This window comes from Bacillus proteolyticus (genome assembly GCF_001884065.1).
In the GTDB taxonomy this organism is placed as follows: Bacteria; Bacillota; Bacilli; order Bacillales; family Bacillaceae_G; genus Bacillus_A; species Bacillus_A proteolyticus.
Window position 1 is genome coordinate 48,108 of the sequence record NZ_MACH01000053.1, and the last position, 16,368, is coordinate 64,475.

The 16,368-nt window shown below is 34.3% G+C and carries 18 protein-coding genes and 3 pseudogenes; 19 read left to right on the top strand and 2 right to left on the bottom strand.

The window, feature by feature from the left end:
* The first annotated feature begins 108 nt into the window (after nucleotides 1-108).
* From BAQ49_RS06000 to aceA, 10 genes and pseudogenes are all read left to right on the top strand, one after another.
* On the top strand, nucleotides 109-957 hold the full coding sequence (locus BAQ49_RS06000) for a CPBP family intramembrane glutamic endopeptidase (RefSeq protein WP_071744588.1): 849 nt from the start codon (nucleotides 109-111) through the stop codon (nucleotides 955-957).
* Between the two features lie 90 nt (nucleotides 958-1,047).
* Nucleotides 1,048-1,247, top strand: a pseudogene (locus tag BAQ49_RS33445) (hypothetical protein); the annotation flags it as partial.
* Nucleotides 1,244-1,543, top strand: a complete 300-nt coding sequence (locus BAQ49_RS06010) for a hypothetical protein (protein WP_071744589.1) — start codon at nucleotides 1,244-1,246, stop codon at nucleotides 1,541-1,543. The pseudogene BAQ49_RS33445 and the gene BAQ49_RS06010, both read left to right, overlap by 4 nt.
* A gap of 219 nt (nucleotides 1,544-1,762) precedes the next feature.
* Nucleotides 1,763-3,028, top strand: a complete 1,266-nt coding sequence (locus BAQ49_RS06015; RefSeq protein WP_071744590.1) for a M48 family metallopeptidase — start codon at nucleotides 1,763-1,765, stop codon at nucleotides 3,026-3,028.
* Nucleotides 3,029-3,124: 96 nt separating this feature from the next.
* Nucleotides 3,125-4,021, top strand: coding sequence for a DMT family transporter (locus BAQ49_RS06020; RefSeq protein WP_071744591.1), 897 nt, complete (start codon nucleotides 3,125-3,127; stop codon nucleotides 4,019-4,021).
* A gap of 83 nt (nucleotides 4,022-4,104) precedes the next feature.
* Nucleotides 4,105-4,776: pseudogene (locus tag BAQ49_RS06025) on the top strand (S-layer homology domain-containing protein).
* 386 nt (nucleotides 4,777-5,162) lie between these two features.
* Complete coding sequence (locus BAQ49_RS06030) at nucleotides 5,163-5,813, top strand: S-layer homology domain-containing protein (RefSeq protein ID WP_071744592.1); 651 nt, start codon at nucleotides 5,163-5,165, stop codon at nucleotides 5,811-5,813.
* A gap of 323 nt (nucleotides 5,814-6,136) precedes the next feature.
* Nucleotides 6,137-6,802: an S-layer homology domain-containing protein gene (locus tag BAQ49_RS06035; RefSeq protein WP_071744593.1), complete on the top strand. Its 666-nt coding sequence runs from the start codon at nucleotides 6,137-6,139 to the stop codon at nucleotides 6,800-6,802.
* A 186-nt stretch (nucleotides 6,803-6,988) separates the two neighbouring features.
* Complete coding sequence (gene aceB, locus BAQ49_RS06040; protein ID WP_071744594.1) at nucleotides 6,989-8,578, top strand: malate synthase A; 1,590 nt, start codon at nucleotides 6,989-6,991, stop codon at nucleotides 8,576-8,578.
* Nucleotides 8,579-8,603: 25 nt separating this feature from the next.
* Nucleotides 8,604-9,881, top strand: a complete 1,278-nt coding sequence (aceA, locus tag BAQ49_RS06045; RefSeq protein WP_071744595.1) for an isocitrate lyase — start codon at nucleotides 8,604-8,606, stop codon at nucleotides 9,879-9,881.
* 39 nt (nucleotides 9,882-9,920) lie between these two features.
* On the opposite strand, the gene BAQ49_RS06050 is transcribed toward aceA, so the two are convergent.
* The gene (locus BAQ49_RS06050) at nucleotides 9,921-10,415 is read right to left on the bottom strand and encodes a DUF6584 family protein (RefSeq protein ID WP_071744596.1); all 495 of its coding nucleotides are present in this window, start codon (nucleotides 10,413-10,415) and stop codon (nucleotides 9,921-9,923) included.
* A gap of 279 nt (nucleotides 10,416-10,694) precedes the next feature.
* On the opposite strand from BAQ49_RS06050, the gene cspA reads away from it, so the two are divergent.
* Nucleotides 10,695-10,898 (top strand): RNA chaperone/antiterminator CspA, encoded by a 204-nt coding sequence (cspA, locus tag BAQ49_RS06055; RefSeq protein WP_000218989.1) that lies wholly within the window; start codon nucleotides 10,695-10,697, stop codon nucleotides 10,896-10,898.
* 226 nt (nucleotides 10,899-11,124) lie between these two features.
* Nucleotides 11,125-11,247, top strand: coding sequence for a hypothetical protein (locus tag BAQ49_RS34210; protein WP_412676973.1), 123 nt, complete (start codon nucleotides 11,125-11,127; stop codon nucleotides 11,245-11,247).
* Nucleotides 11,248-11,273: 26 nt separating this feature from the next.
* On the opposite strand, the gene BAQ49_RS06065 is transcribed toward BAQ49_RS34210, so the two are convergent.
* The gene (locus BAQ49_RS06065) at nucleotides 11,274-11,459 is read right to left on the bottom strand and encodes a hypothetical protein (RefSeq protein WP_071744597.1); all 186 of its coding nucleotides are present in this window, start codon (nucleotides 11,457-11,459) and stop codon (nucleotides 11,274-11,276) included.
* Between the two features lie 282 nt (nucleotides 11,460-11,741).
* Between BAQ49_RS06065 and BAQ49_RS06070 the strand changes: the two genes are divergently transcribed.
* The 7 genes and pseudogenes from BAQ49_RS06070 to BAQ49_RS31150 all read left to right on the top strand — a co-directional run bounded on the left by BAQ49_RS06070 (nucleotide 11,742) and on the right by BAQ49_RS31150 (nucleotide 16,368).
* Complete coding sequence (locus tag BAQ49_RS06070; RefSeq protein ID WP_071744598.1) at nucleotides 11,742-12,323, top strand: competence protein ComK; 582 nt, start codon at nucleotides 11,742-11,744, stop codon at nucleotides 12,321-12,323.
* A gap of 244 nt (nucleotides 12,324-12,567) precedes the next feature.
* Nucleotides 12,568-13,164, top strand: a complete 597-nt coding sequence (locus tag BAQ49_RS06075; RefSeq protein WP_071744599.1) for a DUF4306 domain-containing protein — start codon at nucleotides 12,568-12,570, stop codon at nucleotides 13,162-13,164.
* Between the two features lie 335 nt (nucleotides 13,165-13,499).
* On the top strand, nucleotides 13,500-14,093 hold the full coding sequence (locus BAQ49_RS06085; protein WP_071744601.1) for a TVP38/TMEM64 family protein: 594 nt from the start codon (nucleotides 13,500-13,502) through the stop codon (nucleotides 14,091-14,093).
* Nucleotides 14,094-14,149: 56 nt separating this feature from the next.
* On the top strand, nucleotides 14,150-14,713 hold the full coding sequence (gene lepB, locus BAQ49_RS06090) for a signal peptidase I (RefSeq protein WP_071744602.1): 564 nt from the start codon (nucleotides 14,150-14,152) through the stop codon (nucleotides 14,711-14,713).
* 81 nt (nucleotides 14,714-14,794) lie between these two features.
* A pseudogene (locus BAQ49_RS06095) lies at nucleotides 14,795-15,385 on the top strand (hypothetical protein); the annotation flags it as partial.
* Complete coding sequence (locus tag BAQ49_RS33450; RefSeq protein WP_244159079.1) at nucleotides 15,382-15,558, top strand: WXG100 family type VII secretion target; 177 nt, start codon at nucleotides 15,382-15,384, stop codon at nucleotides 15,556-15,558. The pseudogene BAQ49_RS06095 and the gene BAQ49_RS33450, both read left to right, overlap by 4 nt.
* Nucleotides 15,559-16,368, top strand: a complete 810-nt coding sequence (locus BAQ49_RS31150) for a WXG100 family type VII secretion target (protein ID WP_244159080.1) — start codon at nucleotides 15,559-15,561, stop codon at nucleotides 16,366-16,368.

Here is a 16,368-nt window from a genome sequence, read left to right on the forward strand (position 1 = left end):
ATCATCTTTTTGTAACTTATGGAATTTTTAAGGAAATTTTAAGGTTTTCTTTCACAAAAAATTAAGATTCAAATGATATGATAAAAGTAACATGGGGAGGAGATGAATGTGAATCCGTTTCAAACGATGCGAGCTAGATATTTTTTAATTGTATTTGCATTATTAATTTTAATAGCACGAAGTAGTAATGAAGTGCTAGAAAATACATTTCATATACAGAATTCATCTTTTATAAACATTCTTATATTTTATATCCTTCCAATAGTATGGCTGTTTTACGGATATAGAAAGCATCGTGTTTCATTTTCATTATTTATTAATAGAAACGAAACATTTAATCTAGTGCAAGTTTTGTATATCGCAATTATGCTATGTATGTTTAGTTACGGCTATCTTATTTTGTACATGTACAGCTTCGCGTGGATTACACCAGATTTTATAATGAATGCCTTGCATGAACCGATTATAGATAGTACCGGGGGATATGTATATCAATTTATTATGGTCGTATTTATCGCGCCTATTGTCGGAGAGTTTGTTTTTCGAGGATTTTTACTACAGCGTTTTGCAGCAAAATGGGGTACTAGTATAGCGGTGGTCGTTGTAGCACTTTTATTTGCATGCTTACATGTTGATTTCCTTGGTGCAGTTGTGTTTAGCATCGTAATATCAATTGTATATATTCGTACGAAAAGCTTACTCATGCCAATTGCCATTCATATGTTAAACAATGCGTTTGTGCTTAGTTCATCTTTTTTAGTAAGCAGAGAAAAGATAATGAGTTTTGCCGATTTTTCGAACTATACGACATTCTTTCCAGGATTAATTATTTTTATGGCAGGATTAAACTTAGTACTCATCTTTTTATTTGTGAATCGCAAATATTGGAGTAAAGAAGTGCCTGTTATATATGCGGAGAAGGAAAAGAGCTTTTCGAGCATAGTGGGGGATAAGTAAGGTAGAGAAGATGTTTGAGAAAATATTGAAGGAAATGATAGATTCCACTTCTATTAGACGTAAGTACTTCTCCATCAATAATGATTTCATCTTATCGTGTTAGGGACATTAATAATAGTTAGCTTTATTGTGGAAGAAATGATGAGGCGTATCTTCAGACAGTATGTAAAGAACGAAGAAAATTATGTTAGGGCTCATAAAATGTTTGAGAAAGTAGTGGGGACTTTTATTTTATGAAAACTAAATCATCATTAATTCGTAATTTGAAAGGGGTGTATAAAATTATATGAATGAAACAATATCGTCAAATAAGTTTTTTTATTTGATTGTACTGAGTTTAGTATTAATTACGACAGTAAATGTTGTTCTTCGCTGGGAGGAAGTTTACTTTTTTATGTATTTAGCGCTCCATTTATTAGGGATTTTATGCATTACGGGCGGAGTAGTTGCTGAGAAAAAGCATGAAGAAAGTATTAATTATATGTGTGTGATTGGTCTTATTTTACTTTTAACTGTACAAGGTATTATGAAATATAGTTCTTTTTCTTTGCAAGATTTTAGTTTATTAATAGATGTGCTTCCTTAAGGCGGATTATTATAACGACGCTAGTTTGTAAGTACATTTCTTATACATAGATTATGAGACAAAGAAAATATTTAAAAATAGGGAAAACTCTTCTTGTAATAGAAGAGTTTTTTTATATAAATTGAACGAGCTAGAACAATTCTCACGATTAGCTTGTTCTAATTTTGAAAGTCCGAACTTACAATAATAATAGACAGGCAGCATAGAGGAGGGAATAGCGTGAGGAAAGTTATTGGGTGGTCGCTTTTTTTGTACGTTGGGTTTGCGTTACTTATATATTGGTATTTATTTGGATGGAATCATGAACTCATTCCAGACATGTATAAAGGAACGAGTGCGGATCCAGAGACTTTTATGAATGCGAGGGAGCTTACGCTAAGCCAAGATTATTCGCGCGTGAAAAACTTACTGTACTTTTTAGCGACGCCTCTTGAATGGATTATTTTATTGTTTGTACTTGTGCTCGGTATTTCAAAAAAGTTTGAGAAATGGTCGAAGGAAACGACAAAAATAAATGTCTTACAAGTTGCGATTTATTTCTTTTATTTATCATTACTGACAACAGTCCTTGCCCTGCCGATGCAATGGATTGGGCGTAAAGTGTCGGTTGCTTACGGTATTTCCACGCAAAGTACACAAAGCTGGATAAAAGATCACGTTATCGATTTTTGGGTTAATTATGCGACGATGTTACTCATTGTTACTGTTCTTTTATGGCTTATCCGTAAATTCCCGAAGAGATGGTGGCTAGCAGGGTGGGCGCTCTCTGTACCGTTTACAATTTTCTTAACGTTCGTGCAACCTGTTATTATTGATCCACTTTATAACGACTTCTCGACGCTGAAAAATAAAGAATTAGAAACGAAAATTTTAGCGATGGCAGATAAAGCTGATATTCCAGCTAAACACGTATATGAAGTAAATATGTCGGAAAAAACGAATTCGTTAAATGCATATGTAACAGGAATAGGCCTTAACTCGCGTATCGTAATGTGGGATACGACGCTTAAGCAATTAAAAGATAAAGAGATTTTATTTATAATGGCTCATGAAATGGGACATTACGTAATGAAACATATATATTGGGGCGTTGCGAGCTATGTCTTGCTATCGTTTATAGGTATGTATTTAATTAGTCGTATTTTAAATATGTGTATTCGAAAATGGGGAGATACGCTGAAAGTTTCAAAAATGGCATGTTTCTCGATTTTACCTTTATTTTTCTTAATTTCTTCTGTACTATCCTTTGCATCACAACCAGCAACAAACTACGTTTCTCGTATAGAAGAACGAGCGGCAGATCAATACGCTTTAAATATGACGAAAGATGGAAATTCAGGTGTGAGAACTTTTCAATACTTATCAAAAACAAGTTTAAGCCAAGTAAATCCGCCTGCGTTAGTGAAATTTTTCTTATACACACATCCACCAATTTTCGAAAGAATTCATACGTTTGAACAATATGAAAAACAGAAGAAGCAGTAGTATACTGCTTCTTTTTATTGTGGAGTATTCGAATTTTGGAAAATTATAGTGTATAATATATGGAATATTCAGTGAAATGTTTAGGAGGTTAATATTTTGTTTCATTCAAAATCAATGCCGGCTATAAAAATGATTCTTTCGATGTCTATTTTCGGATCGATTGGATTTTTTTCTGTCCAGACAGGTTTACCGTCTTTTGAATTAGTATTCGTTCGTTGTATTTGTGCGACTATATTTTTAGCATTATGTTGGTTCGTAACGGGGCAGTACAAAAGTGAGAAATGGAACAAAAAAGAAACCATGCAAATATTAGCTTGTGGTGTATTTCTTGTTTTTAACTGGGTGTTTTTATTTAAAGCGTTTGAAGTTATGTCGATTACAATTGCGATTTCTGTATATCATCTTGCACCGATCATCGTATTAATAATTGGTAGTATTGTATTTAAAGAGAGGTTTACAGTATTTTCTATTATATCCATCATTATTTGTTTTATCGGTACAGTTTTAATAGCTGGAGTAGATGGCAATGTGTCGCTTGAGAAATTAATGTCATCTGGAATGGTGTGGGCACTTCTTGCAGCTTTATTTTATGCATTTACAACGTTGCTCGGAAAAGGAATTAAGCATACGAGTGCGTATGCGATGACATTTTTACAAACATTTTTAGGTATATTTTTACTATTACCATTTATAGATTTCGGAGCATTTCAAGGATTAACACAAACGAATTGGATCATGATTACAGCGACAGGACTTATACATACAGGGTTTGTGTACTATTTGTTTTTTGACAGTTTAAGAGATTTACCGACGAGACTAATTTCTGTATTAGTGTTTCTAGATCCTGGTGTTGCAATTGTATTAGATACAGTCTTTACTGGATTCAGACCGACTAGTATGCAAATTGTAGGGATTGTCCTAATATTTGTAGGGATGGCGTTTACTTTTCGGAAGCCGCGAGATGAAAGAGTGCAAGTATGCTCAGAAGCGTGATTTATTCCAATAATCAAATAATATTGTAAATATTTTTGAGTATTCAATATAATCGAAAAAGAGGTGAATAAAGAAAAAGGTGGATGACTAAAATGAAGAAGTTATTAAAAGTAGCTATATCATTAACGTTAATGGGCGGAATATTTGTAAGTGCAAATGGTGCTTCTGCAAATACTGGCGTGAATCAAAAATCTGGTCCTAATATTATTATAGATTTTGATGATTTATCAAAGGATCACTGGGCATATGATGAAATTGTTGAACTAGTGCATCACCGAATTATGTATGGCTACGGAAATGGGAAATTTGGTGTAGAAGATAATGTAACACGCGAACAAGCAGCGGCAGTACTGTATCGCGCACTAGATTTGAAGCGAAATGTACATATTGAAAATCCATATGGAGATATTGACGGGAAATCAACAATGTTTCCTTATGAAATTTTACAATTAACAAAGCTCGGTATTTTTAAAGGAGACGAAAATCAGAACTTCCGTCCAAAAGATACGTTAACTCGTGCGGAACTAGCGCAAATTTTGGTGAAAGCATATAATCTGAAAGCAAAACAACCTCATACATTTACAGACGTATCAGAAGATTAGTGGGCAAGAGATGCGATTAGTGGGCTACAATCTAATAACATTGTAGTAGGAACAGGCGATGGGAAATTTGAACCTGAAATGCTTGTAACACGTGGGCAATTTGCGAAATTCTTAAAAAAGGCAATCGATAATTCACTAGGGAAAATGGAATAAATAAGAGTGTGAAAAAGTACAAGTAGATTATATTTGTGCTTTTTTTGTCTATAAAGTGAAATTTTTATAAGTGAAGGACTTGATTAGTAGATAGTAGAATATTGTATATATAACATCTTTGCAAAAGCTTTTGTCTATCCTTTTGAAAATTAAACAGAGGAACTAGAGCGTAAAGATGGGAATATTTCTTCAAATGATTTGTATACAATTCAGAATACCAATTGGAATTGAGAGCGAATTGGTTCACCTAGTAATCTTCAAAATAATAGATGTTAAAAATGCAATATATTACATAAGGCTTGTAAATACAGCATATGTAATATGAAAAAAGAATTTAGTCTATTATGTTCCATTTTTAATAAAGTGGAAATGAAGGAGAGAGGACAATGAAGAAAAAAATGTTACGTATAATGGCCGCAGCGACTATTATGGGTGGATTGTTGGTAAGTGCAAATGTTCCTAACATAAAAGCAGAAGAATATCCTGAAATGATTGTATTTGACGATGTCCCAGTAAACCATTGGGCATATGATTACATTCTAGATGCGGCATATAATAAAATTATGCTAGGTTATGGAAATGGAAAGTTTGGTGTAGGTGATAACGTAACACGTGAACAAGTGGCGGCAGTACTATATCGCGCACTTAATATAGAACATGAAGGACCGTTAAAAAATCCGTATAATGATATTTCTGAAAGATCAACAATGTTTCCAAATGAAATTTTAGCATTAACAGAACGCGGTATTTTTAAAGGTGATGAGAAGGGGAACTTTAGACCTAGGGAAATAATTACACGTGCAGAAGTAGCGCAAGTTCTTACACAGGCATTTTCATTTGAAGTGAAGCAACAGCATACATTTGCAGATGTACCGAATAATTACTGGGCAAAAAATTCAATTAGTGCTCTGCAATCAAATAATGTCATAGTAGGGACAGGAAATGGAAAGTTTGAACCGAATAAAGTTGTAACACGTGAGCAATATGCAACATTTTTATATAAAGCTATTATTAACTTTCATTTAAAAAATGAATGACGTTAAATTATATTGATATAGTATATTTTAAGAAAAAAGCGCGAAGATAACGCGCTTTTTTCTTGTTTTAAATGGCTTATTTTGTATATTTATTATGCTGTTCATAGTTTAGTGAATAGTATCATATGGAAAAAACAGGTTAATTTTAGTTACTTTTTATATCGAAAAAATATGATTTAGTAACTTTATTGTTCACTAAGTATAAAAATAAGTATATGAAATAGAGTTCATAAATTAGACAAAACTTATATGGATAAGTGTATTGTTACTTTTCTATGAATTCTTTATATTAGAAAAAAATACGTTTTTAGGGAGAGAACAAAGTGAAGAAAAAAATTTTAAAAGTAGCAACAGCTTTAACAATTATGGGTGGAATTGCATTTAGTGCTGAAGGCGCTACAGTGAATGCTGAAGTAGCTGCTAAGCCTAAGCCACAACAAGCAAGTCAGGCTATCTTTAAGGATGTACCAGCAGGACATTGGTCTTACGAAGCAATTCAAACTTTAGCACAAGAAGAAATTATGCTTGGTTATGGAAATGGCGTGTTCGGTTTTGGTCATAACATAACTCGTGAACAAGTAGCTGCTTTAATTTATCGTACTATCGATTTCAGTGAAGTATTCGAGGAAGGCGATATCCTTGAGAATCCATACAAAGATATTAATGAAAAATCAACAATGTTCTTAGAAGAAATTTTAGTATTAACAGAGGTAGGTATCTTTAACGGTGATGGAACTGGAAACTTTAGACCGAAAGATACACTAACACGTGCAGAAATGGCTCAAGTACTTACAGTAGCATATGAGTTAGAAGTAAAAGGAACACAAGGATTTAAAGATGTACCGAAAGGACATTGGGCATACAATGCGATTAATGCAGTAGGTTCAAATGGTATTTCTGTAGGAGATGGAACTGGAAACTTTGCTCCAAACATGAAAGTAACACGTGAACAATATGCGCAGTTCTTATTTAAAACAATTTTTGAATAAATAATAAAAAAGAGTCAGTGTTATATAACACTGACTCTTTTTTTGTGTGTAACGATGGTAAAAGAATATAGTTTCATAAAAAACAATTAAATTTTCAAAAAAAACTTCCTTTTCCGAAGATTTGTTATATAATATAAAACATAAAATAAAATCTGTTATAAAACAGTTTAAGAAGGGGATGCTAATATGTCGACGCAAACTTCACGGGTTACATTGCCCGGAGAAATGTTACCAGCGTACAACGAAATATTGACACCTGAGGCGCTTAGCTTTTTAAAGGAACTACATGGGAATTTCAACGAACGCCGCACGGAACTTTTACAAAAGCGTGTGGAGAAACAAAAAAGAATTGATGCAGGGGAGTTTCCTACGTTTTTAGAAGAAACAAAGCATATACGTGAAGGTGATTGGACAATCGCTGAGCTTCCGAAAGATTTAGAGGATCGTCGTGTGGAGATTACTGGACCAGTAGATAGAAAGATGGTCATTAACGCTTTAAATTCAGGTGCACATCTTTTTATGGCAGACTTTGAAGATTCGAATGCACCAACTTGGAGAAATGCTGTTGAAGGCCAAATTAACTTGCGAGATGCGAGTAAGGGAACGATCTCACATAAAAATGAGAACGGAAAAGAATATCGGTTAAATAGTAAAACGGCTGTCTTAATCGTGCGTCCGAGAGGGTGGCATTTAGAGGAAAAACATATGCAAGTTGACGGCAAGAACATGTCTGGCAGCTTAGTAGATTTTGGTTTGTTCTTTTTCCATAATGCTAAGACGCTTTTAGCAAAAGGAAGTGGCCCATACTTTTACTTACCGAAAATGGAAAGTTACTTAGAGGCAAGATTATGGAATGACGTTTTCGTATTCGCTCAAAAGTATATCGGTATTCCGAACGGAACGATTAAAGCGACTGTATTAATAGAAACGATTCACGCTTCATTTGAAATGGATGAAATTTTGTATGAACTAAGAGATCATTCTGCTGGTTTAAACTGCGGGCGATGGGATTATATATTTAGTTTCTTAAAGAGTTTCCGAAATCATAATGAATTTTTACTTCCAGATAGAGCGCAAGTCACGATGACAGCGCCGTTTATGCGCGCGTATTCTTTGAAAGTTATTCAAACGTGTCATCGCCGTAATGCACCAGCAATCGGAGGGATGGCAGCGCAAATCCCAATTAAGAATGATCCAGAAGCAAATGAGGTGGCTTTTGAGAAAGTGCGTGCTGATAAGGAGCGCGAAGCTTTAGATGGACATGACGGGACTTGGGTTGCCCACCCGGGACTTGTACCGGTTGCAATGGAAGTATTTAATCACATAATGAAAACGCCAAATCAAATTTTTAGAAAGCGTGAAGAAATAAGTGTAACAGAAAAGGATTTATTAGAAGTACCGATGGGAACGATTACAGAAAGTGGTCTTCGCACGAATATTAACGTCGGTATTCAATATATTGCATCTTGGTTAAGCGGGAGAGGAGCAGCTCCAATTTATAACTTAATGGAAGATGCGGCAACAGCGGAAATATCAAGAGCACAAGTATGGCAGTGGATTCGCCATGAGGGTGGAAAGCTAAGTGATGGCCGTAATATTACTTTTAAATTGATGGAAGAATTGAAAGAAGAAGAACTAGCAAAAATAGAAAGAGAGATTGGTAAGGAAGCATTTAAGAAGGGGAGATTTGAAGAAGCTACAAAACTGTTTACAAACCTTGTTCGTAATAATGAGTTCGTGCCGTTTTTAACATTACCGGGTTATGAAATTTTATAAGAAACAAGAAAAGGGGATGGAACATATGAAAAACGAAAGAATTGATAAATTGCAAGAAAGCTGGGAGTTAGATACACGCTGGAAAGGGATCACACGTCCATACTCAGCTGAAGATGTGATTCGTCTGCGCGGATCGATTGATATTGAACATACGTTGGCGCGCTGCGGTGCAGAGAAGCTTTGGAAATCACTTCATACAGAAGATTATATTAATGCACTTGGCGCATTAACAGGAAACCAAGCGATGCAACAAGTGAAGGCTGGATTAAAAGCAATTTATTTAAGCGGTTGGCAAGTAGCGGCAGATGCGAATCTTTCTGGACATATGTATCCTGATCAAAGCTTATACCCAGCGAACAGTGTACCAGCTGTTGTAAAGCGAATTAACCAAACACTTCAACGTGCTGATCAAATTCAGCACATGGAAGGAAATGGTGATACGGATTATTTCGTCCCAATTGTGGCGGATGCTGAAGCTGGCTTTGGTGGACAGTTAAACGTATTTGAGCTAATGAAAGGGATGATTGAGGCTGGTGCATCTGGCGTGCACTTCGAAGACCAATTATCTTCAGAGAAAAAATGCGGGCATTTAGGCGGAAAAGTATTATTACCGACGCAAACAGCGGTGCGTAATTTAATTTCGGCACGTCTTGCTGCGGATGTAATGGGTGTACCAACAATTATCGTCGCAAGAACAGATGCAGATGCGGCAGATTTAATTACGAGCGATATCGATCCAGTTGATCAAGAGTTTATTACAGGTGAAAGAACACCAGAAGGGTTTTATCGTACGAAAGCAGGTCTTGATCAAGCAATTGCACGTGGTTTAGCGTATGCGCCGTATGCAGATCTCGTTTGGTGTGAAACGTCGGAGCCAAGTTTAGAAGATGCAAAACGCTTTGCAGACGCAATTCATAAGAAATATCCAGGGAAGCTACTCGCTTACAATTGTTCGCCTTCATTTAACTGGAAACAAAAATTAGATGAAAAAACGATTGCAAGCTTCCAAAAAGAAATTGCATCGTACGGTTATAAATTCCAGTTCGTAACGCTTGCTGGATTCCATTCATTAAATTACGGCATGTTTGAATTAGCGCGTGGTTACAAAGAGCGCGGCATGGCTGCGTACTCTGAATTACAACAAGCAGAGTTCGCAGCAGAAAAATTTGGTTACTCTGCAACGCGCCATCAACGCGAAGTAGGAACAGGATACTTTGATGAAGTAGCACAAGTGATTACGGGCGGTACTTCATCAACGACTGCTCTAAAAGGATCCACAGAAGAAGAACAGTTTACGAAATAAAGATAGAAGTAGGTGCCTGTTATAGGTACCTACTTTTACTTAAAATATCCAATTTAATATAGTAAATATACCAATAATAGCAGTAAAAAGAAGGAATGCGAATAATGCTAGACAGCCCCATGTAAATAGTTTGTCTTTCCATGTTTCTTCATAATCATCAATTAGTTCCTCTATCACTTTTTTCTGCAATGGCTGTACGGGACATTCGGTGTGTAGTCCTGTAATAATGTTACGATCTCCTTTGAATTTTAAAGCACGTACAATATGATAAGGGTCGTTTCCCATCGATTTTTCAAATTGTAGACATGCCGCGTGCATAACATCTGTTTTCTCTTTTTCAAGATACCAATACCGTCCAGCCATTTCTGGGTATTGTAATGTAAAGTAAATATCACCGAGTTTTTTTCTAAGTTCTAATTCATTCGGATAAGTAGCGATTAATCCGTGTAATCTATCTCTTGCTTTTCCAAGGTTGTTATTTTTAAGATCTGTTTTAATTCTCTCTAATGTTTTTTCAGGTATTATTTCTGCCATATACGCCTCCTTATTAGAATAGGTGTGTTTATATTTTATAAGAAATAATAAAATTTAGAAATTTTATTATTAAAAAGGATTGTACATTCTATTTTAAGTATGCTATGATAATACCAGTTGAATAATTAAATTAAGCAATCCATATATTATCAAGTGCCGAAAACAAACGGGGAAAAGTATGTGAGAACTAGTTTATGTTTCGAATTTGATAATGTGTGGATTCTTTTTTTATACATGAAGACTAAATAATAAAATGTATTTTCTTAGGAGGAAATAATTATGACAGTTACAGGACAAGTAAAATGGTTTAACAACGAAAAAGGCTTCGGTTTCATCGAAGTTCCAGGCGAAAACGATGTATTCGTACATTTCTCTGCAATCGAAACTGAAGGTTTCAAATCTTTAGAAGAAGGCCAAAAAGTTAGCTTCGAAATCGAAGAAGGCAACCGTGGACCTCAAGCTAAAAACGTAATCAAACTATAATTTTATAGTTCATTATGGAAAAAAGGATGGCTTATGCCATCCTTTTTTTGTTGTTGAGATATATAATATTATATTAGTTATAAAGACTGCCTAAAAAGTACGATTGAAGAGATAAAGGCGTATGCGGAAACTTATGAAAATGATAAAATGGAACTTTAATCAGTGGGGGTTCATCCTCCACTGATTATTAGCCCTCACCAATCGGGTGTTAATGCGGGATAAAGTGATGTTAATTGATTTGAAAAAATCTTATTCTCATGTTTTAGATGAAGAACGATATACAATCACATTACAAATTGAAAGAGATACAGAAAATCTCGGAAGAAAATATGAATATGAAGAAGAGTAAAAGGCTTTCCAAAAAAGGAAGGCCTTTTACTCTTCTTTTCCAACTTTTTTCTTTGCTCGTTTCTTGCATTCTGGGCATTTTGATTTACGAAAAGGCTTTGCAAAGAGCAGTAGAATGAAAAATAAAGCGAATATAATACTAGCTGAGTTTTTCACAATAACAATGTTGTTATTTTTCATATGAATCGTTGGTTGGCTCTCTTTTTCTTCCATAATGGACCTCCATATATTGGATTTATATTTTAATTATAGCAAAGTTGATTGTTGTAATGATGTGAAAAGAGGAAGCGATTATAAATATTTATAGATGGTATAAATAATTTTTGTACAGGTTCAAATCATTCTATTGCTATATGATTAATTTTAAATTTAATAAATGTTTGATAAATGATAAAGTATTGTAAAAAAGGGAAATCTGTAAAGCGTTTCCTTTTCATAGGTGCTAAAATTGTACATGCAGCTGCTACTATAAATAGAAAAAGGAGATAGTAGAATATGGAAAGTAAAGTAGAACGTTATGTTGAAAATTATGTTGTAAGTAAAAATACGATGGCCTTACTTCCTGTTGTCCTAGGAGAAAAGAAAGTGGTTACGCGAATTGTTGAAATGGAAGATTCTTTTTTCGTATTTCAAAAACCTCTCGATATTATAGAGAGAAGTTGCCGGAAACATGGTTCTAGTTTTTTTGGAAGAAAAGAAGGAACGAAGGAGTTAACTAGTATTACACATAAAGCTCCTATCGCAATTAGCCCGACAGATCAACTTTATTTTTTCCCTACGTATTCTTATTCTCGAAAAGAGTGTGCGTGGTTGTCTCATTTTCATATTGAAAATAATAAAGAATTAAAAGATGGGAATCTTATTATTAGATTTATAAATGGTTTCGCTGTCAAGTTAGAAATATCCAAAAGCAGCTTTGAAAATCAGCAAAATCGTACAGCAAAATTACGGACAGAGTATGAAGACCGGAAGAAAAAACAAGGAAATCCTTCTTTTAAAGAGATTGATAAAAGTGAAGAATCTAAATTAACGCCAGCCTATGAGAAAGTGTATTTTGTGAGGGAAGGCGAAGTGTGAGAGGAAAAGGATGGGGGGACTCATCCTTTTTTGATTTCATTATATATACCGTTACGCTGTAAGATTCATAAATAAAACGAGAAAAATTTGCGGATTTTTTGTTCTTTAATGGCTTGAGAAAGTGTAAAATTACAATATAAGGGTAATTTTACTACATATATTTATCGCGATGTTAATATGCATCATTTAACATTTGCGGCATACATGATATTTCTTACCTTATTGTATAAAAAAAGGAGATGGTATGTTGAAAAGGACTATGTTATTTTGGGCGCAATATATTCTTGTTTTGCCTATATTATTTCTTACCTTTATGTTTACTGGTTTCGTTGGTAGTCAGTTAATGATAGGTGCTGATAAACAACATTTTATTTTTACGCCTCAAAATGCAACAGAATATAGTCAAATTAGTGAAATTGATAAATTACTATTTGCTTTTTCAATTCAGCCAGTTGTCACCATAGTATTTCTGCTATCGATCGTGTACGTACTGACACTTATTGTCTTTCAAATTATTGAATGTAAGAGGAAAAGAAAGATATTACATAGTTTGCAATATATGATTCTTATACCAATTTTTATTTACTTGTGGTTAGGAATAATACAATTTTCCGCAGTTAGTTTAACTTGGATAGATAATTGGAAAGATTACCTTATATTCACTCCTAGTACGATAACTGATGAGCAAGATATATATACGATTGATAAGTTTTTATACAAATTTCGAAGGTTACCTATTCCGAGTACAGTATTAATACTATCTTTCTTATATTTATTAATACTTGTCGTGATTGATAGTATACGCTTACTAAAAAAGTTTCTTATAAGAACTAGTCATTAGAAAGGGGTAATTGTTTGAAGGTACACCAATTATTTGCCATTACTTATTTCCATACAGGTAGAAATAACCTTACGCGTAGTAAGGGTATTTTTTTGAAACTATAGATTGACACTTTCTGTAGTTTCTTCTTTTTTATAATCTGTGCGTGGTGTCCAAATTATTCTCATGTCTTGTCGAATATTGAAAGATTATCATAGCATAATAATGAAGGAATTCTAGAGGAAGATATGGAAACTTAATAATTACATCTCCATATGTCATATCTACCATTTCCTCTTTCATATAAGCGATGATACAGTAGAGGTAGTAATTAGAGTAAAGGGGTAAAGTGTAGAATGGATTTTCAGACAATCAAAGAATATTTTTCACCAGAAAATATGGATCACATTGTTGAAAGTTATAAAGCGTTCGGGCCGCTTCTTGGTATTGGTTTACCGATGATAGAGGCGCTTATTCCAGCATTGCCTCTCATTGTGTTTGTACTGGCGAATGCTGTTGCATTTGGTTTTTGGTTCGGTTTTCTTTATTCGTGGCTTGGATCAGTAATTGGTGCAATGCTTGTATTTTTCATCATTCGTAGCTTTGGAAGGACGCGTTTCTTTTCTTTTGTAAATAAACATGAGAGAGTGCGAAAGGCGATGGGATGGATTGAAAGAAAAGGGTTTGCGCCAATCTTCGTCATATTCTGTTTTCCTTTCACACCATCTGCGCTTATAAACGTTGTAGCTGGTTTGTCTCGCATTAGCGTAAAACAATTTGGACTAGCGTTAGCATTCGGAAAGCTTGTTATGATCTTTATTTTAACGTATATCGGTCATGATTTAATGTCGTTTATTCATAAACCAGTAAAATCGGTTATTGTTGGCGTTGGTATTTTTATTTTATGGTATGTCGGTAAGAAAATTGAAGTAAAGTTAGAACTACATTAGGAAAAGTCTTCTTTGTAAAGATAAGCTTTATTATTAAAGGGCGAGGGGAGAAGCGAATGAAGAAAACTTTGAAAAAAGAAGGGCTAGAGTGGATAAGAACAATTTTAATTGGTGTACTATTAGCTGTATTTTTTCGAACGTTTTTCTTTTCAACGTACGTTGTAGAGGGGAAGTCAATGATGCCGACATTGCAAGATGGCAATATGCTCGTTGTAAATAAGGTGAGTTATCAAGTAGGGGACTTGAACAGGTTTGATGTCGTCGTTTTTCATGCGAATAAAAAAGAGGACTACGTAAAGCGAATTATCGGTTTACCTGGGGATCATATTGAATATAAGCAGGATAAACTATATATAAACGGACAATTTGTGGATGAACCTTATTTAGAGGCGTATAAGAAAGAGATAAATGGACGACAACTAACAGGTGATTTTAAATTAGAAGAATTAACGAAAGAAAAGTTTGTACCACCCGGGTCTATTTTTGTAGTTGGTGACAACCGCCTCGGTAGCTGGGATAGTAGGCATTTCGGTTTTGTAAAAGCTGATACAGTTGTCGGTAAAGTTGACCTGCGATATTGGCCGATTCGAGAGGTGCAAACGAATTTTTCAAAAGGTTGATATAATTATTTGAAGTACGAAAAAGGCAAACAATTATGTTTGTCTTGTTTATTTTATATTTTTTTAATCTATTGATAATGAGAATATTTTAGTATTTGTCTAACTACAGGTTTTGTTATTGAAGTACAGATAAATAAAAACGACATTACAGAAAAGAACGTCTTTTATTTTACTGATAAAAAAGTTATACATAACAGAATAACAGATGTTAACGGTGAAAAACAATGTATATTTAGAGAGTGTGGAATACCTGAGGTAGCATGGCAATTTATATATCAAGCGTTGCAGTCTAAAAATACTTGTTCACGTTCGAATTATACATTTAAACTTCCTTGCGCCGTATATGAAAAAGATTTTTTAAATCAATCAGAAAAGTATTTATCGGAATTATTAGGATATTATACGGATGATGATGATGTTAAAAAATTAGTGAATATTATATGTGACCGTGAAGAGTTAACTACAGTTAAAACTCATTATTATATAAAGGATACATGGTATACCGATAGTATTCAGTATATGTATAGTCAAAATCAATATTGGCTTATCCAAAAAATACTAGACAGTGGAGAGAAGCAAACGAATGTTATTTGTCTAGATATCTTTGCAATTATTGAAGAAATCAAAAAAATGGTTCTGTACCTTAAATCAATAGGTGGTGAATCAAAATGAGTAAAGAAATTAAAGTTACTCCTGCCCTTTTAAGGGAGTTAGCTTCTAATATAGAGCGTGCAGCTCATGAATTATTTGAAACACATAAACGTTTGAATCAGCAATTAATGGATTTACCCTTTCAAGTATCTGGAAGAGATGCTGTATTGAATCAGGCTTTATATGCAGGTTAAATGTTAGAGCGTGTAACGAATGATTTAAAAACTCATAGTAAATCATTAAGAAATATTGCTGATCGTTTTGAGAAAACTGATCAACAAGAAGTTTCATTAGGAGATTGGAAAATAGATAGTGTTGATTTATTAAGTCCTTTTGGGGGAGGCATTGATGAATGGAAAGAAAACCCCATGGGAGCCGGGTTAACAGCATTTGGAACCTTTAAAGATGGTCAAGAGGCATACCAAATTGCTCAAAGGCATAACCAAGGTTTTCGCGCGACACCATATACAAATAATCAAGGAAAACCTATGGTGCGATTTGAGAACCGTACACTTATTAAAGGAAAAGATGGTAATAACATTATTAGAAGAACAAAGCTGCCATTAGAGGAAGCTAAAACAATTGATGAAGTAAAACGTTATGTTTTAAAACCAGGTGCATTATTAAAAGAATCATTATCGTTAAAAAATAACGCATTAGGATATATAAGTACCGGTTTAGATGTCTTTAAAGATACGAAAGAAAATTTGGAAAGTAATGCGAGCGGCAGCAAAATTGTAGGAGACATTGTTGGTGATGTAGCGGTTGGAGTAGGTTCTACTGCTGCTAGTACTTGGGCGGGTGCTGCAGTCGGTACAGCAATTGGAGGACCCATTGGAACTGTGATTGGGGCTGGTGTAGGTTTTACTGCTTCTGTAGTATCTAGCATAATAACGGATGGAATTAAGTTCGATAAAGGGGATTGGAATAATGATGGTGAAAAAGACTCTATAAAAGACCGGATTAAATCTGGAATAGGCTCTGCTTTAGATGAAATCTTTTAA